This is a genomic window from Paraglaciecola chathamensis S18K6 (genome assembly GCA_000314955.1).
Lineage (GTDB): Bacteria > Pseudomonadota > Gammaproteobacteria > Enterobacterales > Alteromonadaceae > Paraglaciecola > Paraglaciecola chathamensis.
In genome coordinates this window covers 60,316-86,079 of sequence record BAEM01000008.1, presented here as the reverse complement: position 1 = coordinate 86,079, position 25,764 = coordinate 60,316, and the positions used below count along the sequence as shown (strand labels likewise).

18 protein-coding genes are annotated in these 25,764 nt (G+C 44.1%); 9 read left to right on the top strand and 9 right to left on the bottom strand.

Features of this window, described 5'->3' with window-relative positions; all coding sequences use genetic code 11:
• Positions 1 to 205 precede the first annotated feature (205 nt).
• Both ispB and GCHA_RS03635 read left to right on the top strand, forming a co-directional pair.
• Positions 206 to 1,177, top strand: a complete 972-nt coding sequence (gene ispB, locus GCHA_RS03640; RefSeq protein WP_007985151.1) for an octaprenyl diphosphate synthase — start codon at positions 206 to 208, stop codon at positions 1,175 to 1,177.
• A 273-nt stretch (positions 1,178 to 1,450) separates the two neighbouring features.
• Entirely contained in the window at positions 1,451 to 4,369 is a 2,919-nt protein-coding gene (locus GCHA_RS03635) for a TonB-dependent receptor domain-containing protein (RefSeq protein WP_007985149.1), read from the top strand.
• Positions 4,370 to 4,430: 61 nt separating this feature from the next.
• On the opposite strand, the gene GCHA_RS03630 is transcribed toward GCHA_RS03635, so the two are convergent.
• Genes GCHA_RS03630 through GCHA_RS03620 form a run of 3 tightly spaced genes read right to left on the bottom strand, consistent with a single transcriptional unit; the run spans position 4,431 to position 6,510 of the window.
• Positions 4,431 to 5,396, bottom strand: coding sequence for a DUF4097 family beta strand repeat-containing protein (locus GCHA_RS03630; protein WP_007985146.1), 966 nt, complete (start codon positions 5,394 to 5,396; stop codon positions 4,431 to 4,433).
• Positions 5,397 to 5,417: 21 nt separating this feature from the next.
• Positions 5,418 to 5,951, bottom strand: coding sequence for a hypothetical protein (locus tag GCHA_RS03625; RefSeq protein ID WP_007985144.1), 534 nt, complete (start codon positions 5,949 to 5,951; stop codon positions 5,418 to 5,420).
• Positions 5,944 to 6,510 (bottom strand): RNA polymerase sigma factor, encoded by a 567-nt coding sequence (locus GCHA_RS03620; protein WP_008302094.1) that lies wholly within the window; start codon positions 6,508 to 6,510, stop codon positions 5,944 to 5,946. The genes GCHA_RS03625 and GCHA_RS03620 overlap by 8 nt, the downstream gene beginning before the upstream one ends.
• 108 nt (positions 6,511 to 6,618) lie before the next feature.
• Between GCHA_RS03620 and GCHA_RS03615 the strand changes: the two genes are divergently transcribed.
• The gene (locus tag GCHA_RS03615) at positions 6,619 to 7,260 is read left to right on the top strand and encodes an MOSC domain-containing protein (RefSeq protein WP_007985139.1); all 642 of its coding nucleotides are present in this window, start codon (positions 6,619 to 6,621) and stop codon (positions 7,258 to 7,260) included.
• A 391-nt stretch (positions 7,261 to 7,651) separates the two neighbouring features.
• On the opposite strand, the gene rplI is transcribed toward GCHA_RS03615, so the two are convergent.
• The 4 genes from rplI to arcB form a co-directional block, all read right to left on the bottom strand.
• Positions 7,652 to 8,104, bottom strand: a complete 453-nt coding sequence (rplI, locus tag GCHA_RS03610) for a 50S ribosomal protein L9 (protein ID WP_007985138.1) — start codon at positions 8,102 to 8,104, stop codon at positions 7,652 to 7,654.
• Between the two features lie 26 nt (positions 8,105 to 8,130).
• A complete protein-coding gene (rpsR, locus tag GCHA_RS03605; RefSeq protein WP_006991716.1) occupies positions 8,131 to 8,358 on the bottom strand; it encodes a 30S ribosomal protein S18 in 228 nt (75 codons plus the stop codon).
• An 11-nt stretch (positions 8,359 to 8,369) separates the two neighbouring features.
• Positions 8,370 to 8,774: a 30S ribosomal protein S6 gene (gene rpsF, locus GCHA_RS03600; protein WP_013754721.1), complete on the bottom strand. Its 405-nt coding sequence runs from the start codon at positions 8,772 to 8,774 to the stop codon at positions 8,370 to 8,372.
• Positions 8,775 to 9,000: 226 nt separating this feature from the next.
• Positions 9,001 to 11,346, bottom strand: coding sequence for an aerobic respiration two-component sensor histidine kinase ArcB (gene arcB, locus GCHA_RS03595; protein ID WP_007985133.1), 2,346 nt, complete (start codon positions 11,344 to 11,346; stop codon positions 9,001 to 9,003).
• A gap of 628 nt (positions 11,347 to 11,974) precedes the next feature.
• On the opposite strand from arcB, the gene gltB reads away from it, so the two are divergent.
• From gltB to GCHA_RS03580, 3 genes are all read left to right on the top strand, one after another.
• Positions 11,975 to 16,441 (top strand): glutamate synthase large subunit, encoded by a 4,467-nt coding sequence (gltB, locus tag GCHA_RS03590; protein WP_007985131.1) that lies wholly within the window; start codon positions 11,975 to 11,977, stop codon positions 16,439 to 16,441.
• Positions 16,442 to 16,460: 19 nt separating this feature from the next.
• Positions 16,461 to 17,876, top strand: a complete 1,416-nt coding sequence (locus GCHA_RS03585; RefSeq protein ID WP_007985130.1) for an FAD-dependent oxidoreductase — start codon at positions 16,461 to 16,463, stop codon at positions 17,874 to 17,876.
• Between the two features lie 225 nt (positions 17,877 to 18,101).
• Positions 18,102 to 19,265: an iron-containing alcohol dehydrogenase gene (locus tag GCHA_RS03580; RefSeq protein WP_007985129.1), complete on the top strand. Its 1,164-nt coding sequence runs from the start codon at positions 18,102 to 18,104 to the stop codon at positions 19,263 to 19,265.
• Positions 19,266 to 19,368: 103 nt separating this feature from the next.
• Here the strand turns inward: GCHA_RS03580 and GCHA_RS03575 are convergent, their stop codons facing one another.
• The gene (locus GCHA_RS03575; protein ID WP_007985128.1) at positions 19,369 to 20,052 is read right to left on the bottom strand and encodes a DsbA family oxidoreductase; all 684 of its coding nucleotides are present in this window, start codon (positions 20,050 to 20,052) and stop codon (positions 19,369 to 19,371) included.
• 384 nt (positions 20,053 to 20,436) lie between these two features.
• Between GCHA_RS03575 and GCHA_RS03570 the strand changes: the two genes are divergently transcribed.
• A complete protein-coding gene (locus GCHA_RS03570; protein WP_006991724.1) occupies positions 20,437 to 20,727 on the top strand; it encodes a co-chaperone GroES in 291 nt (96 codons plus the stop codon).
• A gap of 34 nt (positions 20,728 to 20,761) precedes the next feature.
• The gene (gene groL, locus GCHA_RS03565; protein WP_007985123.1) at positions 20,762 to 22,408 is read left to right on the top strand and encodes a chaperonin GroEL; all 1,647 of its coding nucleotides are present in this window, start codon (positions 20,762 to 20,764) and stop codon (positions 22,406 to 22,408) included.
• Positions 22,409 to 22,671: 263 nt separating this feature from the next.
• On the opposite strand, the gene GCHA_RS03560 is transcribed toward groL, so the two are convergent.
• Positions 22,672 to 23,586 (bottom strand): PEP-CTERM sorting domain-containing protein, encoded by a 915-nt coding sequence (locus GCHA_RS03560; RefSeq protein ID WP_007985120.1) that lies wholly within the window; start codon positions 23,584 to 23,586, stop codon positions 22,672 to 22,674.
• A 522-nt stretch (positions 23,587 to 24,108) separates the two neighbouring features.
• Here GCHA_RS03560 and GCHA_RS03555 point away from each other — a divergent pair.
• Entirely contained in the window at positions 24,109 to 25,233 is a 1,125-nt protein-coding gene (locus GCHA_RS03555; protein ID WP_007985118.1) for a helix-turn-helix transcriptional regulator, read from the top strand.
• The last annotated feature ends 531 nt before the right edge of the window (positions 25,234 to 25,764 follow it).

The window sequence follows — 25,764 nt, the reverse complement described above, 5'->3', positions numbered from 1 at the left end:
TATATTCAAAAACAGGGCGCGAATTGTACGTGAACCGTCCAGTCGTCGCAAGTACCAAATTCAATTTATTTGCTCAAATATGCAGCAACACATATTCTACGCGTCTTTGCAGGCAATTGTTACATAATGTCTGCTGGATACCCTGTGTAATTTCTGTAAAATCGCACGCTAATTAACACCTTATCTTCAGAGCTGAAAATTAAGTATGGATTTAGACCACATCCTTTCACTCGCTGAGCCAGATATGCTCGCGGTCAATCAACTGATCCAAAAGCAGGTGAATTCAGATGTCTCGCTGATCAATCAACTTGGCTTCTACATCGTTAATAGTGGTGGCAAACGACTAAGGCCCTTATTAACGGTTTTAGCCGCTCGGGCGTTGAATATTCAGACAGAGCAACATCATACGTTAGCGGCTATTATTGAGTTTATTCACACCGCGACCTTATTGCATGATGATGTCGTCGATGAATCGACTATGCGCCGAGGCCGTGAAACAGCAAATGAAGTGTTCGGTAATCAAGCAAGTGTGTTAGTGGGTGACTTTCTATATACCCGTTCGTTTCAAATGATGGTGACGCTGGACAGCATGCGCGTCATGCAAATCTTGTCTGATGCAACCAATGTGATTGCAGAGGGTGAAGTGCTGCAATTGATGAACTGTAACGATCCGAACACCACAGAAGAAAGTTACATGGAAGTGATTTACAGCAAAACCGCACGCTTATTTGAAGCCGCAACGCTATTAGCAGCAGTGCTGACTGAACAAAGTGAAGCTATTGAAAATGCCATGCAAGACTACGGGAAATACTTGGGCACAGCCTTTCAACTCGTTGATGACATTATGGATTATGCATCTGACAGTGAAGATATGGGTAAAAACATGGGCGACGACCTAGCAGAGGGCAAGCCAACTTTGCCGCTTTTATATGCAATGTGGCATGGCAACGAGCAGCAGGCGGCAATGATACGTGAAGCCATTGAGTCAGGTAATGGCATGGATAATCTAACGCTCATTTTAGAAGCGATGGAGCAAACCAACGCCTTGGGTTACACCAAACAACAAGCTTTAAAAGCATCCCAACAAGCGGTCGATGCATTGGCTCCTATTCCTGAATCACACTACAAGCAAGCCCTGATTGGCTTAGCTCACGTTGCAGTAGAGCGGGTGGCTTAGCCTCCCCTTTTGCACAAATTTTAGGCAACCCTCCCCGCCTGTTCTTACCTTTCATACTGTAAATTAGTCTAATGAAGCTTTCAGCGACGCTGCCCTAAACCCAGTTGGGGCAAGGAGTTTGCCTAAAACGTGAAGTTTTCGATACAAGCGTTATTCCGTAATAGATTGTAAGCCTATATGTATTGTTTTATATTCCGATACAGTTCAACTCACTATTGAACAATAAAAATCGTATAAAACGATTGGTATTAATAAAAATCACGGGGATTTTACATGTTCACTAAAACCGAATTGGCGAAGTCGATTAGACTCGCTGTATCTCTCGGTGCGCTCTCTGCCGCATCATTTTCTACATTAACTACAGCACAGGAAACGCCAGCCGCTGAAGGCGAAGCTCTTGAGAAAATCTCAGTTACCGGTTCTCGTATTGCACGTGCCGAGCTTTCATCACCAGCTCCAGTTATCTCTTTAAGTTCAGAAGAAATTGCTCGTTTTGGTACACCAGACTTAGGGAGTATTTTGGCGGAAATCCCAGCGATTGCTGCGGGTTCAAGCTTGATTGGTAACAACAATAGCAACGAAGATGCCGGCTTAAGTGCCCCAGATCTACGCTCGCTAGGTAGAGACCGTACCCTAACTTTGGTTAACGGAATCCGTCACGTTGCCGGTGCTCCTGGTTCATCAGCTATCGATACAGGTGCTATTCCAGCTGCGTTGATAGACAAGGTAGAAATCATCACAGGTGGCGCGTCAGCGATTTATGGTTCTGATGCTGTTTCAGGTGTTATCAATATTATCCTTAAAGATGATTTTGAAGGCTTTGAATTTAATGCAGGCGTTGCCGATAGCACTGAAGGCGTTGGCACAAAAAGCCATAACTTTAACGTGCTAGTCGGTTCAACCTCTGAAGACGGTAAAGGCAACATTACTTTCTACGCAGGTAAATCTGACATTCGCGAAGTATTACTAACCGACCTTCAGCAACATGATTATGCGGGTACTGTTATCAATCCTGATGATGGTGGTGAAGACGACGGTATTGCTGATAGGTTCCGCGTACCATTCGTAGGTTCAGAGATGATCAACGACTTCGGCGTGATTAACCCTTTCGGCGGTGGTCCTCGTATTACGTTTTCACCTGACGGTATAGGTATGGATCAGGTTGAACGTATCAATACTAACAGTTTTGCTTTTGGTAACTTTGATCAAGCGTATGACACGGTTTTCTTCCCTGATAACTATGAAAACTACACGCCATCACAAGAGACCGTTACATTAGCGTCTACATTCCGTTATGACTTTAACGATAACGTGCGTATGTACGGTGACGTGAAATACGTTGATAAAGATATTCGTCAACAGTTCCAGCCGGCTTTCAATTTCGGTGGCTTAAGTATTAATGTTGCGGATAACCCGTTCTTAGATTCTGCTACCAGACAGCGTCTTATTGACGGTGGTCAAGACACAACGGTTTCATTCTCTCGCTTCTTTGGTGATTTAGGTAACCGCTCAGCTGCAAATGACCGTGAATTGTTCCGCGTCGTTCTTGGTTTTGAAGGTGGATTCGAACTTGGTGAAACTGTTTTCGATTATGACGTGTTTTACACCCATGGTGAAACCAAAAATACCCGTCGTACGTTAAACGACGTCATTGTAGATAATTTAGATGCCGCAATCGATGCGGTTATCGACCCTGAAACTGGACTGGCTGCATGTCGTAGCCAAGTACCTAGTGCGCAAGGCGACGATTATGAAGACCCAGCGTCAGTAAATGGCGGAAACTGTGTCGCGTTTAACCCATTCGGAACAGGAAACTTCAGCGCAGAAGCTGCGGACTTTATTTCTGGTGATGTTTTACGTGAAGATGAAATTACTCAAGACGTTTACGGTGCTTCTTTATCATTTGATACAGGCGCATTTTTAGAGCTTCCAGGTGGCGCAATCGGTGTTGCTATGGGTTATGAATACCGCGAAGAAACATCAAGCACTATTACTGATGAATTCACTAAAGCGGGCTTTTATACCAGTGCAGCGACGCCTGATTCATTCGGCGGCTTCGATGTAGAAGAGTATTTCATCGAAGTGAGTGCACCACTGATTAGCGATATGTTCTTGGTTCAAGAGCTTACATTAGATGCAGCATATCGTACTGCTGATTACTCACATGCCGGTAATGCTGATGCATGGCAGGTTGGCTTAGGCTGGGCTCCTATCGAAGACTTGCGTATCCGTGCAACAGTCAGCGAAGCGGTTCGGGCACCAAACGTGACAGAAGCGTTTAGCCCTGTTTCACCTGGCTTCGCACGTGTATCTGATCCATGTGATGCAGATAACATTAATGAAGATCCAGATAGAGCAGCAAACTGTCTAGCATTGGGCATCCCTGCTGGTTTTGAAGCGAACGATAACGTCAGTGTTAACACGCTTTCTGGTGGTAATACTGAACTGTTCTCTGAAACAGCTGAGTCACAAACCATTGGTTTTGTATGGACACCTGCGTTTATTGAAAACTTCTCATTGACCGTGGATTACTACAACATCGAGATTTCCGATGCGATTAACTTAGTTGCAGCACAAGATGTTGCCGATAACTGTGTTGATGCGACAGGCGGCCCAGATGTTAACTTCTGTGGACAAATTGACCGTGACCCTACCACGAATGATATTGCATTGGTGCGCTCTGGTTATATTAACGCGGCAGGTTTCGACACAGACGGTATCGAAGCAAACGTACGTTACAGAACAGACCTAAGCCAGTTTGATTTACCTGGTGAAGTTAGAATCAATATCTCAGCGACTAAAGTCCTTAGTTTAGATGAATTTGAATTCCAAACTCGCCCAGATGAAATCAACGTAGAAGATGGTGAAGTAGGTGATCCAAGCTTACAATGGAGCACGTCTATTGATTACCGTATTGACGACCTGAACGTTAACTGGAGCTCTCGCTTTATTGATAAGAGTGCGTTATTTGACGTATCACCAGGCGGCGGTTCACCAGAAGATGCGTCACCTAACTTTATCGATTCAGTGTGGACTCATGACTTGTCAGCGGTTTACTACTTGAATGACAACGTTAGCTTTTCTGCTGGTATTCGTAACGTATTTAACGAAGTACCTTCAGGAAATACCTTTGATGCACTTTATGACCTAATCGGTCGTCGTGCTAATGCTGGCGTTAAAGTTACTTTCTAAATATTAGTTAACTCATGCACCACCTTCGTCCCTGCGTCGGTGGTGCATTTTTTTATTTGCTCTACCCTTTCGAAATACTCACTCGACCGTTCACGGTTGAAACAGACACCTTACCTTGACCTTGTCCGATACTGGTTGCTAACCAACTGCTTGGGCCATACTTGTCTTTTTGTACCTTGTCATGGGTCAGACGATTAACGATCTTGCCGCCCGCATGAGCACGAATATCAAACAATGCTGATACGTCAGGAGCAAAGTTCAAGTTAATTTCTCCTCCGACGGTTGTCGCCTGTAGTTCCCCTCCTTTGGCCAGAGCTAATGCCATTTTCAACTCGCCGTTGACGGTTTCCAAATTAGCGTACGTTATTTTCTGCATGGCTAGCGTTACGTCACCATTCACCGTCGTCACGCGAAGCTCTCTCGAACTAGAGGTTACGTTGATATCACCATTTACCGACTTGTATGCATCTTCGCGCCCTTTTGTACTTTGCGAACGTATATCGCCGTTGACCGTTTCTATTGCCACATCGCCTTTCAGAGCATCGGCGTTGATATCGCCGTTTACTGATTCCAAGCGCACACGGCCTGACAACTGTTGAGCATCAATTTCGCCATTAACTGTTTGGGCATTCGTACCACCTTTGATGTCGCCTAACCTGACATCTGCATTCACAGCGGTATAGTTTATGCGGCTCTGGTGGGGGACAAAAATAATCAATTCGTCCTCATTATCGTTGCCCCAACGGCTGCTGTGTTTTCGGCTATTCTTGACCTTCACCTTTATCAGAACTTCATTGCCTCTGCGCTCAAAAACGAAACGCTCGGTATTTTCGCCTAACTCGCCTTTAACTTGTACTTGGGATTTGTCCCAGCCTTTGATTTCAGCCTTACCGTTGACGTGTTCGATTTCCACATAGCCATTAGGGTTCGCTTCAATGCTGCGATCAATTTGTTCGCCGGCAGAAACGCTCAGCGCTGCCATTAAACCGATTGCGCTGCATACCCCTTTAAGCATCATTAACTTCATTTTTGACTCCTAGCATTCATATTAGATTTGCGACCACTTAGGTGAATGCACACGCTCTATTAAATTGATCTGTTGCTGATGCACGCTTTGTAGCATTTTCAACAACGCCATATTGTCTGGTTCATTCAGCAACGCTTTCTTAATCGCCTCAGCAGCACTATCAAGTTCAGCTAATTGTTGCTGCCAATTGTTGGTCAGTGCGTTTTTTCCTTCAAACTGCACTAATAAGGCATTTTTCTGCTCTTCGTGCTGTGCGCTAAGGGCGGCAACTAACTCTTCACCGCTTATCATGTCGTCATTTGGTAGCACGCCCTTCCAGCTCACAAGGGCGATAATAGCCACTGCTGCTGCAAGCGCTACCGCTCGCCCCCAATAACGACTGTTGTCATTAACTCGCACCTTTTTATCGCTCAAGTCATGTACGTTGCGGGCTTGGTCTTCTTGCTTAACCAGCGCTAACTCGATACCCGGCCATAAATCGCGTTCAGGCTGCTTTTGCTTATCCAGCTGCGCAAGCTTGTCTTGCAAGGCATGTTCAAAATCTGGCTTATGCATAACCCATCCACTCCTCTAATAACTGTTTCGCTCGATGGAATTGTGCTTTACTCGTTCCAATTGCCATATTGGTCATTTGGGCGATTTCTTCGTGGCGATAGCCTTCTATTGCATGCAAAACAAAAACGATTCGCGCACGTTCTGGCAGACGCAACACATACTTTTCAATATCCACTTCTCCCGCAGAAGGCTCAGCAATATTATTTACCGCGCTTGAGTTCTCTATATTAAACATGCGTTGTACCCAACCCCGCTGTTTCCGGATATAGGAAATCGTAATGTGAGATGTCACTGTATGCAGCCAAGTAGAAAACTTACTTTGTTCTGAATAATCGCCAATTTTGCGCCACAATTGGATAAACACCTCTTGTGATGCATCCTCGGCTAACGACTTATCTCCCGTTAGGCGATAACACAGCGCATACACCTGACCGATATATTGATGATATAGCTGATGATAAGCCTGTCGGTTGCCATTTTTCACCGCTAACAGTAGCTGCCGCTCGTCATCGGTGGCAAACTTGTGCTCAGCGGCAACAATGTTTGAATACTCAGTCAATCTTTTGTCTTCGTTAGCTAGGTTATAAAATAAGTCGCAGGTTAACCTACAAAGGTTTAAAGCCGCAAAAAAGAAACCACTATTTGTCATTAATAAAACGGAATCAGTATGAAAGTATTAGGCTTATTCGCAGGAAAAGCGCGTCCTATTGGTCCTAAAAATGCGCTCTCTGGCATCGATAAACGCCCTGTCACATCGGTGAAAGTAGATCACCTCGGTATCACTGATGACATTCAGGTGGATAAACGCTTTCACGGAGGCCCCGAGCGAGCCCTGCATCAATATGCACTGCATGGCTACGAAACCATCATCAAACGTCACCCTCTGCTGCACAAGAGAGCGATTGCTGGCAGTATTGGCGAAAATATCAGTAGCGCAACAATGTGCGATAGCAACGTCAATATTGGTGATATTTACCGGATTGGCGAAATCGAGGTGCAAGTAAGTTCACCGCGTATCCCATGCTGGAAAATAGAGGAAAAGTTAAATCAAAAAGGCTTGGTCCAGTTAATCAATGAGCAACAGATAACGGGCTGGTACTATCGGGTATTAAAAGCTGGTGCAATTCGATTAGGCGATGACATCACACTAATTGAACGGCCTAATACCAATGTGTCTGTGGCATCTTTTGTGAAGCAACATTTCGACAAAAGCTCATCTGTCGCCTCGCTACGTTATTTAAGTGATGCAAAAGGTTTAGACCCACAGTGGCAGGAAAAACTGCTTCGGCGCATCGAGCGCCTTGATTAAATCCCTTTAAATTTTCGCTGAGTGGCCAATTATACCAATCCGCATTAATAAGTGCCCCCTCAGAATGCGTCCAGCGGTTTTTGGTTAAGGCGTCGCTATGAAGTAATGGTTGTTCCCTTTCGAATAGTGAGAACGCAGAGCAAAAGCTGCTGGGGCATTCCTTTCAGGCGAGTTTTAAAAGGGCTTACACTGCTTTGCATGACTTCGAAAGAGAACAACTATTCATTCAGTCATGCGCCTTGTTTAAGCCCTTTTAAACTCTCGCTGAGTGATCACTTATTAAAGTGGAATGGTATTATTCGATGGTATTGGTATAAATTCAGCACATAAAAAAACACCGCCTAGTACATCTTGTACTAGGCGGTGTTTTTAGTATCCAAAAAGGCTTAAATTAAGCTTCTTGAATAACAATCAATTTGATTGTAGTAGTAACTTCTGAATGCAACTGTAGGTCGATTTCGAACTCGCCAGTTTCACGCAAAGTACCAGTAGGCAATTTAACTTCAGATTTAGCAATCTCAACACCAGCGGCAGTAATTGCTACTGCGATGTCACGAGTACCGATAGATCCGAACAATTTACCTTCGTCGCCAGCAGGTGCTGCGATAGTGACTTCAGCCAACTCAGCAACTTTTGCTGCGCGTGCTTCAGCCGCTGCAAGCTGGTCAGCAATTTTTGCTTCAAGCTCTGCACGACGTGCTTCAAATTTTTCTACGTTTGCTTTAGTAGCAGGAACCGCTTGTCCTTGAGGGAACAAGTAGTTACGTGCATAACCTGATTTTACAGTGACATTGTCACCCAAGCCGCCCAGGTTAGCGACCTTGTTTAGTAGTATGATTTCCATCTTGCTACCTCTTAATTTCGCTAGGGTTACTTGTGAGAATCAGTATATGGAAGCAATGCTAGGAAGCGCGCGCGCTTGATAGCAGTTGACAACTGACGCTGATATTTAGCGCTAGTTCCAGTGATACGGCTAGGTACGATTTTACCACTTTCAGTGACATAGTTTTTCAACATAGCGATGTCTTTATAATCGATCTGAACAACACCATCAGCTGAGAAACGGCAGAATTTACGACGTCTAAAAAAACGAGCCATTTTTTGTCTCCTTATTCTTTTTCGTCAGAAGCAGTAGCTGCTTCAGGTTCTACAGACTTGTCTTCAGAAGACGGTCTTTCGTCACGCTTTTCACGACGCTCTTCTTTAGCCATAGGCGATTGCTCTGTTTCAGCATCTTTAGTACGCATAACTAGGTTACGCAATACAACGTCATTGAAACGGAAAGCAGTCTCTAGCTCTTCAACGGCTTCAGCAGAAGCTTCAGCATTGATAAGTACGTAGTGTGCTTTGTGTAGTTTGTCGATTGGGTAAGCCAATTGACGACGGCCCCAATCTTCCATACGGTGGATTGTGCCACCATTTTGGGTAAGAATTCCGGTATAACGCTCGATCATACCTGGAACTTGTTCACTCTGGTCAGGGTGAACCATGAATACGATTTCGTAATGACGCATCATATTGCTCCTCACGGTTGTAGCCTCGACAGCACAGTCAGACTGTATGGAGACAAGGAACTAAAATTAAAGTGACTGTTTTAAGCGGCGCGAATTGTATATAAACTGGTCGGTAGGCACAAGCAATATTTATGCTTATTCCCTATAAAGATGCGTGGTATAGATGCGCCCCACTCACGTGAGGCAAATTTAGCGCCAAGATAGTCTATCCTTGGCGCCCATAATGCTAATCATCAATATCTTGCTTGGTTAGCCATTCACCCAGTTTTTGCATGTCTTGTTCAGCAGCAAACGTCAGTTCTTCTACCCAATCGTGCACATTTTCCCACCAAGCTGGATGGTCGCCTTGTTGAATTTGATTAGCAATTTTTTGCACTCTGGCCAAACCAACCGAGCCTGCAGCCCCTTTTATTTTATGGGCCTGAGAGCACACTTCGTCTTTCTCATCAGCGCTTAAGCTAAGTTGCAGTATTTCTAGATAAACCGGCATGTTTTCTTCAAACACTTTAACACTGGTGCTGACCATTTCGTGGCCGATGGTATCCACCAACATCTGCAGCAAATCTAAATCTAAAATGGCATCAAGCTCTTTATCTGGCTCTTCTTCATTAGGTTTGTGCGACTCGTAAGAATGCTCACTGAACAGCGAGTTAAATACTTCAATGATACGGCTCTTCTTAACCGGTTTTGCCACAACATCGTCCATGCCGCTGTCCAAGTATTCTTGGCGACGCTTAATCACATTGGCCGTTAAGGCAACAATACTGGTTTGTTCAACCAAACTTTCTTCGTGCAGGGTTGCGGCAACATCAAAACCTGTCATATCCGGTAATTGGATATCAAGCAAGATTAAGTCGTACTGTTTATCGCGTACCATTTTTATCGCTTCGCTGCCTGTCATGGCCACATCAACATGCTGGTCAAGCTTCTCTAATAGCGCTTTGGCAACCATCACGTTGAGTTCTATATCTTCCACCAACAGAATATTCAGGCCACGTACTTGCAGCTCTTCCACTTGCATGGGGCGTTTGCTTATGGGTAATGGCAACTCCACCGTGAAACAGGTGCCTTTACCGATTTCACTACTGACTTTTATGTCACCGTTCATCAGTGACACCATTTGTTGACATATCGCCAAGCCGATACCGGTTCCCGTGGCACTTTGATGCTCAGGCAAGTTAACTTGGTAATACATAGCAAATATTTTATCGAGCTCGGTTTGAGGTATACCAACGCCGGTGTCCCCAACGCAAAATTTCACGTGACTAATACCATCACCCGCTGTGTGCGCTTCAACACTTAAGCTCACTTTCCCTTTTTGCGTGAACTTGACCGCATTGAATAGCAAGTTCCACAAAATTTGGCGCAATCTGGTGCCGTCCACTTCGACAAAATCTGGCAGCGGCTCTTTAATGTCGGTATCAAACGCAAGGCCTTTATCGGCAGCGAGCAATTTGATAATACTGCTTAGCTCTTCGGTGAAATCTTTTATCGATACCGTTTTCAATGAAAGTTCGAGTTTGTCACGACCCATGCGATCGATATCAATAATATCGTTAAAGATATTCCCCAAAGTAATACCGCTGGCGTAAATGGTACTCACCCAAGCAAATTGCTCTTTGTCTAGTTTAGTATCTCGCAGCATACGGCTTAAGCCGACAATACCGTTTAACGGCGTACGCAACTCATGGCTAATGGTAGCGATAAATTTGGTTTTATCTTTACTGGCTTTTGCGACGATATTTTCAGCCTGCTTACGCTCTGTAATATCACGGCCAAACGCTAATAACCCTAAGCGTTTATTGTCTTTGTCATAGAAAGGTACTTTGCGCATTTCAAAGTAACCACGGCGACCATCGGCAAAGCGCAGCCAAACCTCTTCAGTAATGCTTACATCATTTTCTAGTACTTCATGATCACTGGCTGCCACTTGGCTCGCTAGCTCTTCTTCCCAAACTTCATGCGGGGTTAAGCCAATTAATTCCGCTTCGGTTCGGCCGGTCATTTGTTCTGCTAAGCGGTTACAACCAGCAAACTGTCCTTCTTCGTTACGGTAGTAAATAAGATCTGGCGAGGCATCAATGATTGAACGCAACAAGGTAGACAAACGCAGCGCTTGGGCTTCTTTTTCAGCTCTGTCTTTAATTTCATTTTCTAATTCTACGAATACGCTTTCACGCTCTTCTTGGGCATTTTTACGCTGCTCTATCTCGTAGTTAAGCTGTTTAATATTGTTTTGCAGCTCACGGCTAAGCAGAATATCTTCTTCACGTAAGCGCTCTAATTGGGTTACCGCTTCGGCTAAATGCCCTCTGGAGCGCTCAAGTTGTTTGACCAACTCACTGAAGAAAAACAATACCCAAGGCGCACTGACGATGGTCAGGATAATTGCACTCATAAAATCTTCTAGCTTCACATCCCCTATGATGTAAATACGCAAGAAGTAGGTGCCTGTCATGGTGAAGATGAGGGTCAGAATGACGAATAACACGCTAACACGCAGAGTGCCAAAACGATTAATAAACTGGGCAAATCGAAGGGCCCAAGGTTCTACTGATTCTTGTCGCTGCATGCTATGTTCTCGTGCTTAAAAGTGAGGCTATGAGCGCGCCATGCTAGCAAGTTCGAACACAGGGTCAACTGATAATCGCTACTTGAGCTGGGCTTTATGACATTGTTTATTTTTCAAACAATTTAGCTAAATATCCTCAACACACCCGTTTTGGCAGTGTTTCCAAATAGTAACTTATACTTTTTATGCGTTTTTTTCTCATAAATATTCACTAGCAAACCAAAAAGTCACTGTTTGCAACGGTGTAAATTAACTATTTATTAACACTTGGCGAGAAAAATGGCTGTTATTCCATAGGATATAACCAACTAAATGGACGATTGGTAACTTACTGAATTAAAATAAGTTTATACAAAAAACCCAACATAAAGTAAGGATTTTTCAAGTAAGTTCAAACTTCTGAATTGATTTATATATTTTAACTCGGTATTTTGTACGGCCTGCTTAGTATAAATATTCGATACTCGACTGGTATCCCCAATAATAAAAACGACAAGAATACATAGCGTGACATGGCGCAATTAGGCCACTTTTTTGTGTGCCAAAGTTTACCCGTGAGCGTTATAGAAAATAAAGCAGTAACCTAAAACACAACCCTGACCAGTCGTCGGTTGAAGGAGTTACGTCAATGAGTTTATATAATCCTAATGATTCCAAAGATAACTGTGGATTTGGTCTAATCGCCCATACACAAGGCGAAGCCAGCCACAAGCTTGTTATCACTGCCATTGAAGGATTGGATCGCATGCAACACCGTGGTGGTATCGCCGCCGACGGTAAAACCGGGGATGGGTGTGGCTTGCTACTTCAAAAACCGGATGCGTTTTTTAAAGAGATAGCCGCCGAAAACGGTTGGAAATTAAGTAAGAAATACGGTGTAGGGGTTATTTTCCTCAATCAGGACGACACCTTAGCGGCCCGTGGCCGTGAAATTTTGAACGAAGAATTAGAGCGTGAAACGCTAAGCGTAGCAGGTTGGCGAGTCGTGCCTACTGACCATTCAGTATTGGGTGATCTCGCTGCCTCTGGCGTACCGCAAATTGAACAGGTTTTTGTTAATGCGCCTTCTGGATGGCGTAAACGTGACCTAGAGCGTCGTTTATTTATGGCCCGTCGCCGTGCTGAAAAACGCATGAGCGAAGACAGTGAATTTTACATTGCGTGTTTATCAACGCTAGTTACTGTCTATAAAGGCTTAGTCATGCCAAAAGATTTGCCTAAGTTTTATTTAGACTTAGCCGATGAGCGCATGCAATCTGCCATTTGTGTATTCCACCAGCGCTTCTCTACCAATACTTTGCCTAAGTGGCCATTGGCACAGCCATTCCGCTTCTTAGCGCACAATGGTGAAATTAACACCATTCGTGGTAACCGCGATTGGGCTCAAGCACGAAGCAGCAAGTTTGTTACTCCACTATTGCCTGATTTAGGAGATGCAGCGCCATTTGTTAACACAGAAGGCTCTGACTCTTCATCACTAGATAACATGCTTGAGCTGTTCCTTGCTGGCGGCATGGATTTGTTCCGCGCTATGCGTTTACTTGTGCCACCCGCATATCAAAACAACAGCACCATGGACGACGATCTTCGTGCATTTTATGAGTTTAACTCAATGCACATGGAGCCGTGGGACGGCCCAGCGGGTATCGTTTTAACCAACGGACGCCATGTGGCTTGTAACCTAGACCGAAACGGTTTGCGCCCAGCGCGTTACGTAATCACTAAAGATGGCTTGATTACCCTTGCCTCTGAAATCGGCATCTGGGATTACAAACCTGAAGACGTAGTAGAAAAAGGCCGCGTTGGCCCAGGTGAAATGCTAGCCGTCGATACTTACAACGGCAAAATCTGGCGTTCGAACGAAATTGATGAAGAGCTTAAAGGCCGTCATCCTTATCGCGAATGGATTGACGAAAACATTCGCCGCTTAAAGCCTGTTGAAGAGTGCGACGCCTCATTGATTGGTCAGCGTGTGTTTGACGACAACATGATGGCTACGTACCACAAGTTGTTTGCTTATAGTTATGAAGAGCTTCAGCAAATCGTAAAAGTGCTCGCTAAAGATGGCCAAGAAGCCGTTGGCTCAATGGGTGACGATACCCCAATGGCCGTGCTCTCCTCAAAGCAGCGTACTATTTATGATTATTTCCGTCAGCAATTTGCTCAGGTAACCAACCCACCTATCGATCCATTACGTGAAAATCACGTTATGTCGTTGGCAACCTGTATTGGCCGTGAGCAAAACGTATTTAGCGAAACCTCTGGTTATGCTCATCGCGTATTGTTTGAATCTCCGGTATTAATTTACACCGATTTGAAACAATTACGTGAATATGACGCAGAGCATTATTATTCAGAAGTGGTCGACTTAAATTACAAGCCAGAAGAAGGCCTGAAAAAAGCCATCTCGCGCATTTGTAACGAAGTGGAATACTTGGTGAAAACCAAACGTGCCGCCTTTGTTATTTTGTCTGACCGCAACGTGAAATCAAACCGCCTGACTATTCCGGCTGCTATGGCAGTTGGCGCAGTACAACGTCGCTTGATAGACAAATCACTTCGTTGTGATGCCAATATTGTCGTTGAAACCGCTTCAGCCCGTGACCCACACCATTTTGCTGTGTTACTCGGTCTTGGTGCGACGGCTGTTTATCCGTTCTTAGCTTATGAGTCTATCGAGCAAATGGCCGATAAAGGCGAACTAGGCGTGAGCGCGATGCAAGGTGTACTGAACTACCGCAAAGGCATCAACAAAGGTCTGTACAAGATCATGTCGAAAATGGGTATCAGCACCATTGCTAGCTACCGTAGTTCGAAGCTTTTTGAAGCCATTGGTATTAACGCCGATGTCACCAAATTGTGCTTCCAAGGCGTGCCAAGTCGTATACAAGGTGCTGGTTTTGAAGATTTTGAACAAGACCAAATTAATTTAAGCCGCGTCGCTTGGTTAAAACGCAAACCGATTAATCATGGCGGTTTATTAAAGTACGTACACGGGGGCGAGTATCATGCTTATAACCCGGACGTTGTCACCAGCTTGCAAAAAGCCGTTGTTAGCGGAAAGTACGACGATTATCGCGTGTTCAGCACCTTAGTAAATGAACGTTCACCGAGTCATTTCCGTGATTTATTGGCACTAAAAGCAGAAAGCCCAGCGATTGATATCAGTGAAGTTGAACCCGCTGAAAATTTATTCAAACGTTTTGATACCGCTGCAATGTCAATTGGTGCACTTAGCCCAGAGGCTCACGAAGCACTTGCTATCGCCATGAACCGCTTAGGTGGTAAGTCGAACTCAGGTGAAGGTGGTGAAGATCCAGCGCGTTTCGATACTGAGAAGAACTCAAAGATAAAGCAAGTCGCGTCGGGCCGTTTTGGTGTGACACCCCATTACCTTGTTAATGCAGAAGTGATTCAAATTAAAGTAGCCCAAGGCGCCAAGCCAGGCGAAGGTGGCCAGTTACCTGGTGACAAGGTAAACAGTTACATTGCTGAACTTCGCTTTGCGGTGCCAGGTGTAACGCTAATTTCACCGCCGCCTCATCACGATATCTATTCGATTGAAGATTTGGCCCAGTTAATTTTTGACTTGAAACAAGTTAACCCTACTGCGCAAATTTCGGTGAAGTTAGTATCAGAACCAGGCGTGGGCACCATTGCCACAGGTGTAGCGAAAGCTTATGCAGATTTGATCACCATCTCTGGTTATGACGGTGGCACCGGTGCAAGCCCGCTAACCTCGGTCAAATACGCTGGTAGCCCGTTCGAACTTGGTCTTGCTGAAACCCAGCAAGCGCTAGTTGAAAATGGTTTGCGCCACAAAGTGCGAGTACAAACTGATGGCGGTCTAAAAACCGGCCTTGATGTGGTCAAAGGCGCAATATTAGGCGCTGAAAGCTTTGGTTTTGGTACCGGGCCTATGGTTGCATTAGGGTGTAAGTACCTACGTATTTGTCACCTGAACAACTGTGCAACAGGTGTAGCAACCCAAGACGAAAAACTACGGGAAAACTACTTCATTGGTTTACCCGAAATGGTGATGAACTACTTTAAGTTTATCGCTGAAGAAGTGCGCGAAATCATGGCATCCATTGGTGTGACCAAGCTTGATGACTTAATCGGTCGTACTGAACTGCTGGAAGTGTTACCTGGTATCACCGCCAAGCAGAGTCGACTAGATTTAAGCCCCATTTTGGCCAAGCCTAAAGCAGGTGATCATACTAAGTTGTTCTGTTCTGAAATTGCCAATACGCCATTAGATAAAGGCGATTTGAACGTACAAATTTTGAATGATGCTAAAGAGGCAATCAGCTCCTTAACCGGCATATCGCTGAAATACAATGTGCGCAACACTGACCGTTCGGTGGGCGCCATGGTGTCAGGTGCGATTGCTAAAGTGCATGGTAACCAAGGTATGCAAGACGCGCCTATCCAATTACAGCTTACCGGCACAGTCGGCCAAAGCTTTGGTGTATGGAACGCAGGCGGCCTTGAAATGCACCTTATTGGAGATGCTAACGATTACGTTGGTAAAGGCATGACCGGCGGTAAGCTAGTGATTAGCAACCCGACCAACATCAGCTTTGACCCACACGCAAGTGCCATCATGGGTAACACCTGTTTATACGGTGCAACGGGCGGTAAATTGTTCGCAGCCGGTCGTGCAGGTGAGCGTTTTGGTGTGCGTAACTCAGGTGCTGTTGCAGTTGTTGAAGGTACAGGTGACAACGGCTGTGAGTACATGACAGGTGGTATTGTTGCTGTGCTTGGCGCAGTCGGCGTTAACTTTGGTGCCGGTATGACCGGTGGCTTTGCTTACATCCTTGACGAATTAGACGATATTGAACATCGCATTAACCCTGAACTAGTAGAGATTATGGGCATTGAAGACAAAGTCATTTTGTCTGAACACTTACGTGGCCTTATCAATCAACACTACGAAGAAACAGGCAGCGAGTACGCTATGGGCTTACTCAACAACTTCAATGAAGTATTGCCTAAATTCCGCTTAATTAAGCCTAAGACCAGTAATGTCAAGAATCTGTTGGGGCACATCAGTCGCTCATCATCAGAACTTAGCATTCAGGCCCAATAAGTAGCAGGACGAGAATCATATGTCTAAAAACGTATATCAATTTGTTGACGTAGAACGTATCGACCCGCCGAAAAAGCCGATCGTTGTACGTAAAGCAGAATTTGCTGAAATTTATCAGCCCTTGACCCAATCACAAACAGAAGGTCAAGCTGACCGCTGTTTGGATTGTGGTAACCCCTATTGTGAATGGAAATGCCCAGTACATAACTTTATCCCTCAGTGGCTTGAACTTGCCAACCAAGGGAAAATTTTAGAAGCTGCAGAGCTTTCTCACAAAACCAACAGTTTGCCAGAAGTGTGTGGCCGTGTTTGCCCCCAAGACCGTTTGTGTGAAGGTGCTTGTACCTTAAACGACGACTTTGGTGCTGTCACCATTGGTAGTATCGAAAAATACATAACCGACACTGCCTTTCAAATGGGCTGGCGTCCTGACATGTCAGGCGTTGTGGCAACAAACAAGAAAGTCGCTATTGTGGGCGCTGGGCCTGCCGGCCTAGCCTGTGCCGATATACTTGTGCGCAACGGCGTTAAACCCGTTGTCTATGACAAATACCCTGAAATTGGCGGCTTGTTAACCTTCGGTATTCCGGCATTTAAGCTTGAAAAAGAAGTGATCACACGTCGCCGCGAAATCTTCACCGAAATGGGTGTTGAGTTTGTCCTCAACACAGAGATCGGCAAAGACATCGATTTTCAAACCTTGCTTGATGAATACGATTCGGTCTTCTTGGGCATGGGTACTTACAAGCCAATGCAAGGCGGTTTTGCTAACGAAGGCGCACCGGGTGTATACGAAGCCCTACCCTTCTTGATCGCCAACATTAACCGTCACCTTAAGTTTGAAAAATCAGCAGATGAATTTGTTGATATGAAAGGCAAAAAAGTGGTGGTACTAGGCGGTGGTGATACCACCATGGACTGCGTACGTACTTCCATTCGCCAAGGTGCAACAGATGTTATCTGTGCTTATCGCCGTGACGAAGACAGCATGCCGGGCTCACGTCGTGAAGTGGTAAACGCCAAAGAAGAAGGCGTTGAATTTACGTTTAACGTACAACCTCTAGACATCGAGTTAGACGCCGACGGCAACGCTTGCGGTGTGCGCTGCGTGAAAACCGAAATGGGTGAACCTGATGCCGAAGGACGTCGTCGTCCGGTGGTGATTGAAGGCTCTGAACACGTTATCGAAGCAGACGCAGTGATTATTGCGTTTGGTTTCCAGCCTAGTCCTGCGGGTTGGTTCGGTGACTACGGTATTATTCTGGACGAAAAAGGCCGTGTACGCGCGCCTGCTAAAGGAAAATACCCGTTCCAAACGTCTAACCCTAAGATTTTCTCGGGAGGCGACATGGTACGCGGTTCAGATTTAGTGGTTACGGCTATTTTCGAAGGCCGAGAAGCCGCCGAAGGTATGCTCGACTACATGGGCGTGTAAGCGGCCCCAAGTCTACTGACTTATCAAACTGCATAAAAAAGGAGCTTAGGCTCCTTTTTTTGTGCCTGTAATCCAGTGCTTCAGTAAAAAATCACCGAACGCGTTCTGAGGGGGCAATTATTAATGCGGATAGGTATTATAAAAATACTCAGGTTGTGGTTTGCTTCTAGCGTTACGCTTAATGATGAGTTAGCGTAAACACATGACTTATTGAGGTATTACCCTATGACTACCACGATTAATCTACCTAAAATAATGCAAATTGGCGCCGGTGCCATCAACGCACTCCCCGCCACTCTTGAGCAGCTCGGCTGCCATTATCCTTGTATCATTACCGACAGCACTATGGTCAGGCTTGGCTACACAGAGTCCATAACTGATTTACTCAATGCGCACGGTCTGGGCTATGGCCTCTTTAGCGAAACGATGGCTGAGCCAAGTGAAGACTCAATTTTACCAGCAGTGGCATTGGTGCAACGGGAAAAATACGATTGCTTACTGGCATTAGGTGGTGGTAGTGCCATCGACACCGCCAAAGCAATAGCTTTATTAGCCACCCATGGCGGAAGCATGAGAGATTACAAAATGCCGCGCCCCGTTAACTTAAGCAGCATGCCGGTGATTGCCATACCCACCACAGCAGGTACAGGTTCAGAAGCAACCCAAGCGACGATTATTACCGATGCCTCAACCGATGAAAAAATGTTATGCATGGGCCCTGGGTTGATGCCAATGGCTGCAATAGTTGATTACGAGTTAACCTTAAGCTTGCCATCGCGTATTGCCGCTGATACCGGTATCGATGCCCTCACTCACGCAATAGAAGCCTATGTCAGTCGCAAGGCTAATCTTTTTAGTGACCAGCAAGCGATTGCCGCAATGAAGCTAATCGGGCAAAACTTATTAAAAACCTGTCAAGATGCTAAAGATCTCGCGGCCCGAGAAGCGGTAATGCTTGGGGCAACATTGGCAGGTATTGCCTTTTCAAACGCCTCTGTTGCCCTAGTGCATGGTATGAGCCGCCCGTTAGGCGTGCATTTTCATGTTCCACATGGATTAAGTAACGCCATGTTATTGCCTACTGTCACTGAATATTCGATTAGCAGTGCCCCCACACGTTATGCACAATGCGCCATGTATATGGGACTAATCGATAATATAGAGGATGAAGATCAGGCACACCAAGCGCTGCTGAACCAATTAAAGCGAATCAATCAAACGCTCTCAGTACCGTCGTTAGCCGAGTTTGGAGTGGATAAAGATGCATTCTTTAGCACCTTGCCCTTAATGGCAGAACAAGCGCTGGCCTCAGGCTCCCCCAACAATAACCCGCGTCAGGTCGACAAACACGAAATAGTGAAACTCTATGAAATTGCCTGGGAAAGTTAACAGGCAAATCGTTAACCTGTGACGGCATGCAATACGATGTCACAACCCCAGCAATAAAAAAGGAGCCAAAGCTCCTTTCGTTAATTATCGCTGGCCACAAGGTTTATGCTTCAGCGCTTTCACCTTCAACCTTCTGCGCTTCTACTTCTTGGGCTATTTGGCTCAAGGCTTGTTCGAATACGGATGCAGGCTGCCCACCACTGATTAAATGCTTGTTGTTTACTATCACCGCTGGCACAGAGCTAATACCGTTTGATTGGTACAAGTGCTGGGCCTCGCGTACCTCTTGAGTATACTTACCGGTGGTTAATATCTCTTGTGCAGCGGCTTTATCTAGCCCGACTTGCTCAACCACAGCAAGCAGTTGTTCATGGTTACTTGGGTCGCCGCTTTCTTTAAAGTACAAATCAAAAAATGCCAGCTTAAGCTCAGTTTGTTTGCCCGCCTCTTCAGCCCAGTGCAATAACCTGTGTGCGTCGAATGTATTATAAATACGGCCACCGCCACGGTTGCCAAATTCATAACCCACGTCTAACCCACGCTGCTTAATCATCTCACGATTTTGCTCACTTTGTTCAACGCTGATACCGTACTTTTCAGTAATATGCTCAACGATTTCTTGGCCCTCTGGTGGCATATTTGGGTTTAGCTCGAAAGGCTGCCAACTGATATCGGCTGTAACTTTACCCTCAAGTTTACCCAAGGCTTCATCTAATGCTTTATAACCGATAATGCACCAAGGGCATGACACGTCAGAAACGATATCGATTTTAAGTGGGGTCGCCATAATTTAACTCCTAATTGCTCAGGCAAGTCACAGTAGCGTGATGCCGATTGATACGTTATACATTGGCCTAACCGTGCCAATATTCAAGCGTGAGACACAAAAACACACACTTTGCTTTAGCCAACACAAAGCGCTATCGCTTTGAAAAATCCCCCTAAATAAACCTTGCTTGGGCACAAAGACGGCACTGAATGAAAATTAAATGCACTTTTAGTAAAAAAATACGAAATTTTTTACAAAATTACTTGAGATAATCTCCCCTAACCCCATTTATGACCGCAGAACAAATTTCTGAGCGAAGGCAAAAACCTTGCTCAATTTAAACGTCCGAGTAATCGGCAACTTAAACCTTTATTAACATTGGAATTTTCAGGAGATTTGAAAATGGCAATTCGTCCTTTAAACGATCGTGTGATCGTTAAGCGTCACGAACAAGAAAGCAAATCTGCAGGCGGCATCGTATTAACGGGCTCAGCAGCAGAAAAATCAACTCGCGGTGAAGTTATCGCTGTCGGCAATGGCCGCACACTTGATAACGGCGAAGTGAAAGCTGTAGACGTTAAAATCGGCGATATCGTTATTTTTAACGACGGTTACGGCGTAAAAACAGAGAAGCTAGACGGCGAAGAAGTATTGATTCTTAGCGAAAACGATATCCTAGCAGTAGTCGAATAATTAACCGTTAACCAAATTTAGAGGAATTAATATCATGGCAGCAAAAGAAGTACGTTTTTCTGATGACGCTCGCGTAAAAATGCTAGCTGGCGTTAACATTCTAGCCAACGCAGTAAAAGTTACCCTAGGCCCTAAAGGCCGTAACGTAGTGTTAGACAAGTCATTCGGCGCACCTACCATCACTAAAGATGGCGTATCAGTAGCCAAAGAAATCGAATTAGAAGATAAATTCGAAAACATGGGCGCTCAAATGGTGAAAGAAGTTGCTTCTAAAGCCAACGACGAAGCCGGTGACGGAACTACAACTGCAACCGTACTTGCACAGTCTATCGTGACTGAAGGCCTAAAAGCCGTTGCAGCAGGTATGAACCCAATGGATCTTAAGCGCGGTATCGACAAAGCAGTTATCGCTGCGGTTGAACAGCTTAAAGCGCTTTCTGTTCCTTGTGCTGACAGTAAAGCGATTGCCCAAGTAGGTACTATCTCTGCTAACTCTGACACTGAAGTAGGCGACCTTATCGCTGAAGCAATGGACAAAGTAGGTAAAGAAGGCGTTATCACCGTTGAAGAAGGCCAATCTCTACAAAACGAACTAGAAGTTGTAGAAGGTATGCAGTTCGACCGTGGTTACCTATCTCCTTACTTCATGAACAACCAAGAAAACGGTACTGTTGAACTAGACAACCCGTTCATCCTTTTGGTTGACAAAAAAATATCTAACATCCGTGAATTACTACCAACTCTTGAAGCAGTAGCAAAAGCCTCTAAGCCTTTGCTAATCATTGCTGAAGACGTTGAAGGTGAAGCACTAGCAACACTTGTTGTGAACAACATGCGCGGAATCGTTAAAGTAGCAGCGGTTAAAGCGCCTGGTTTCGGTGACCGTCGTAAAGCGATGCTTCAAGATCTTGCCACACTAACTGGTGGTACTGTGATTTCTGAAGAAATCGGTCTAGAACTTGAAAAAGTGACTCTAGAAGACCTAGGTACAGCGAAGCGCGTTGTTATCAACAAAGACAACACTACCGTAGTTGACGGTGCTGGTGAAGAAGACGCGATCCAAGGCCGTGTTGCTCAAATACGCGCTCAAATCGAAGAATCAAGCTCAGACTACGACAAAGAGAAACTTCAAGAGCGCCTAGCTAAGCTAGCTGGCGGTGTTGCGGTTATCAAAGTTGGCGCAGCAACTGAAGTTGAAATGAAAGAGAAGAAAGACCGCGTTGAAGATGCACTACACGCAACTCGCGCAGCGGTTGAAGAAGGCGTAGTAGCCGGTGGCGGTGTTGCACTAGTGCGTGCAGCGTCTAAGATTGTTGACCTACAAGGCGACAACGAAGACCAAACACACGGCATTAAATTGCTACTTCGCGCAATGGAATCTCCAATGCGTCAAATCGCTGCTAACGCCGGTGCAGAAGCATCAGTAGTGACTAACGCTGTTAAAAACGGCGCTGACAACTACGGCTACAACGCAGGTAACGACACTTACGGCGATATGCTAGAGATGGGTATTCTTGACCCAACTAAAGTAACGCGCTCAGCACTACAGTTCGCTGCATCAATCGCAAGCTTGATGATCACAACTGAAGCGATGATCGCTGAAGCACCTAAAGAAGATGCACCTGCAATGCCTGATATGGGCGGCATGGGTGGTATGGGTGGAATGGGCGGCATGATGTAATCATGCTTCTCAAAGCTCCGCTTTGATATCTTGAAAAACCCGCTTCGTGCGGGTTTTTTATTGTTTGTTTTTTATGGCCTGCGGCCACCTTTACACGCTGCGCGTGCGGGGCATTCGCTTCGCGAACTTTATGCGCTTCGCTTATGGCATCCATGCCTATTTTCATACCTCATCCATGAGGCATGACTGACTTTTACCAAAAGCCGCAAGAAAAGCGAGAGCTGCTCGCTTCTCTAATAAAATAAATGATTCAGCGTCAGAGATTATTCCTTGAATTTCCTGTATGAAGCTCCAATAATTCCTAAAGCAAGAAGAATTAGTGTTGAAGGTTCAGGGACCTCATTCATGTTTATATTAGGCCTAGGCGTAGTCAGAAGCTCAGGCAAGTCTAATGTGTACTCGACTTCAGACGTGAAACCAAAATTAAACCAGCTCGTATTTGTAAAGTTAGCCGTCGCTGATGATGACTTTCCTGCACCATTTCCACCAACTGCACTCGCGGATAAATAATCTCTTAAAATAAAGGTTAAATTAGTCACTCCAGCCTTGATATCTACAAAAAGACGTTCATAGTAATTTACATGTTCACCTTCAGTGCTATACCAGCTCTCCGCGTATCTAGTAAAATTACCATCAGATATAATATCGGCTTGTTTATGGTATGAAGAGCTGCCCAAGCCTGAGTAATTAAAGTCACCTTCGACATTAAGATCTAAAAAAAACTGAGTGTCTTCTGTTAAATTATTTAATACCAAGCTTACACTCATATACGTTTCACTATATGAATCTATACCGGTACTCACGTTAACTAAATCATTAAATTCTGCAGTGGCAAATAACTTTGACTCTCCTGTATATGCGTTAAACGAAGTATCAGCATAAGAACTTCCATTAAAGTTGTTACTATCGACTATGCAATTAGTTCCTCTAGATTTGGCAACCCAACTTCCGTCAAAGGTTGGTGTTTCAATAACTTGTTCTGACGCATTGTAAAGATATTCACTTTTTATTACGCCAGTAGCTGTATTTGTGTCATGATATATTTGAGTTTTAGAGGTAAATCCATTGCAATAAGTTGAGTTTACACCATCAGAAGCACTGATAATTGCTGCAGAGACATAATTCAAGTTACAATACTGAAAACTCATTATTACGAAGAGTATATTTTTAATTTTCATTCCAATTCCCTTATTAGTTACTTGCCATAATATTACGTATGCAATCAATAAATTAAATGTTAACGGATCACTTAAACAGGCTAATTTATGGCAACTTACAATTTTTACCTATAAACAGAAAGATAGATTTACCAAGTAAACACGCTATATTTTTCCATACCTATAAACCGAAATTAAAGCAAACCAACTAAATACATGAAGAGAGTATAAAAATAAAGAATTGGCTCGACATAACTTTATAATTCCCATATTACGTACCTCTTTAACATACTGGTTATTGGTATTTAAATTTCGTAAAAAACAATGCTAATTGCATGCCAGTAAAAACAAAATAATTAGTTTCAATAACTTATGTTCGCATGGTGAAATTCGGCATTTATAATTGCAAAAAATCTCGTCTGATACATTTGTACTAACTGAGATGAAAAATTAGGCTTAAAGAAAGCTGAGAGGCTATATTACCTTGAGAACTAGACGCATTTTATGAAATCAAACGTCTTATGCAGGGAGGAGCAACCCCTTATGACTATTAATATTTCAACGATAGAGTTTTCAGAATTAGTCGAGGATATATATAGCGCCGCTCTCACGACTGACTGGTCTTCAGCGCTCAACAGAATTATGGAGGTTACACATTCCAATAAGGCATTTTTCTTTCTAGAAAATGTCACTGATAATGAACTCGTTTTTATGGAGTTTTACACCACTTTTGATTATTCCTCACAGGTGCTGTTGGACTATAAGAGCAGAACTCTCGAGGACCCATTTTATCAAGTAACTAAAATAGTCCCCGAAGGGGGGTTTGTGTACTGTAATGAACATATTGATATAAATGAAATTTCTAATACTGAATATTACAAAAATATATTTGTACCTTTAAAATCTCATTTTGCGCTCGCAGGAGTAATGTGCAGAGATAGTAAATATGAATCAGCGTTAGCCATTACACGCGGGTCAGAACAGTTAGCTTACAACAAAGAGGATTGTAATTTTTTCGGCTTACTGGTCCCCCATTTAAGTAAAGCCATCCATATACAAAAAGAACTTAGCATACATCGAAATTATGGAAAGTTGACTAAAAGCATTATGGATCAGGATAGCAAAGCAATTCTAGTATGTGATAGCAATGGTAATATCCTCCTAAAAAATAAAACTGCAGATGATCAGCTTACTACAACACACTCATTGAAGTTAACCAATAAAAAGTTAATTCTTAAGGAAGAGATTCTCCAGTTACAGCTAAATTATTATATTAATGAATGCGCAAATTTATCCTATAACAATATCAGCATGCAAGAATCAATTATTATTGAAGACAAACTTGGAATCGGTCCAAATATATTAATAGTCATATCGCCTATTGTTAGAAATAATGATTTCGTTGATATTAGCTTACCCTGCTGCCTAATAACAATTACCTTTCAAAAACTGCTCAATTGGAAAAATATTTGTGAGTCATATAATTTAACCCCGAAAGAATTAGAGCTTTTGCAGGCCTTATATTCTAAAAAGAAATTAGTCGCACTTACATGTGAACTGAATGTTAGTTACAACACTTTGAAAAACCACCTTCAGTCTATTTTCAGAAAGCTTGAAGTGAACTCACAAGCAGAACTGCTTATCAAGATAAGTATCTACAACAACTAAAAGTAATCACACCGATCTATAGAGACATATATGGATGCTCCCCTATCGTCAAGACAACATGTACCTTCCCTCTCTATTAGAACGCGTTTGCCATTCACCTTCGCAAATAAATTTAGCGTCACAGTGAATGAATAAGGGTCGTACTGACATTTACCCGCTAACCGCGTTGCGGCCTATTCGGAGAAAAGCTCTATCGGCGTACTCTCTGGTCCTAATGAGATCCGCACTTAACTGTCTCAAAGACCCACTCGGTTTTAGAAAACCTTGCCTAGTACAGACTATCGCTAAGTACGGGAAACCCGCTTTAACATCATTTATCGTCGACTTTGATTGTGTTCGTAGCAGCGTATTACCGGTATTTAATGCTTGATAGTTAGCTACCGAATGATAATTTTCGTTTCGGTGTAATAATATCCACACTAACCTCTCGAGTCGATGGGCCAGTGCCACCGCTGCTTTATTTTTGCCTCGACGCTCAACCAATTGTTTGACCCAAGCGGACAGTTTGTCATCTTTTGTTCTTATGCGTTG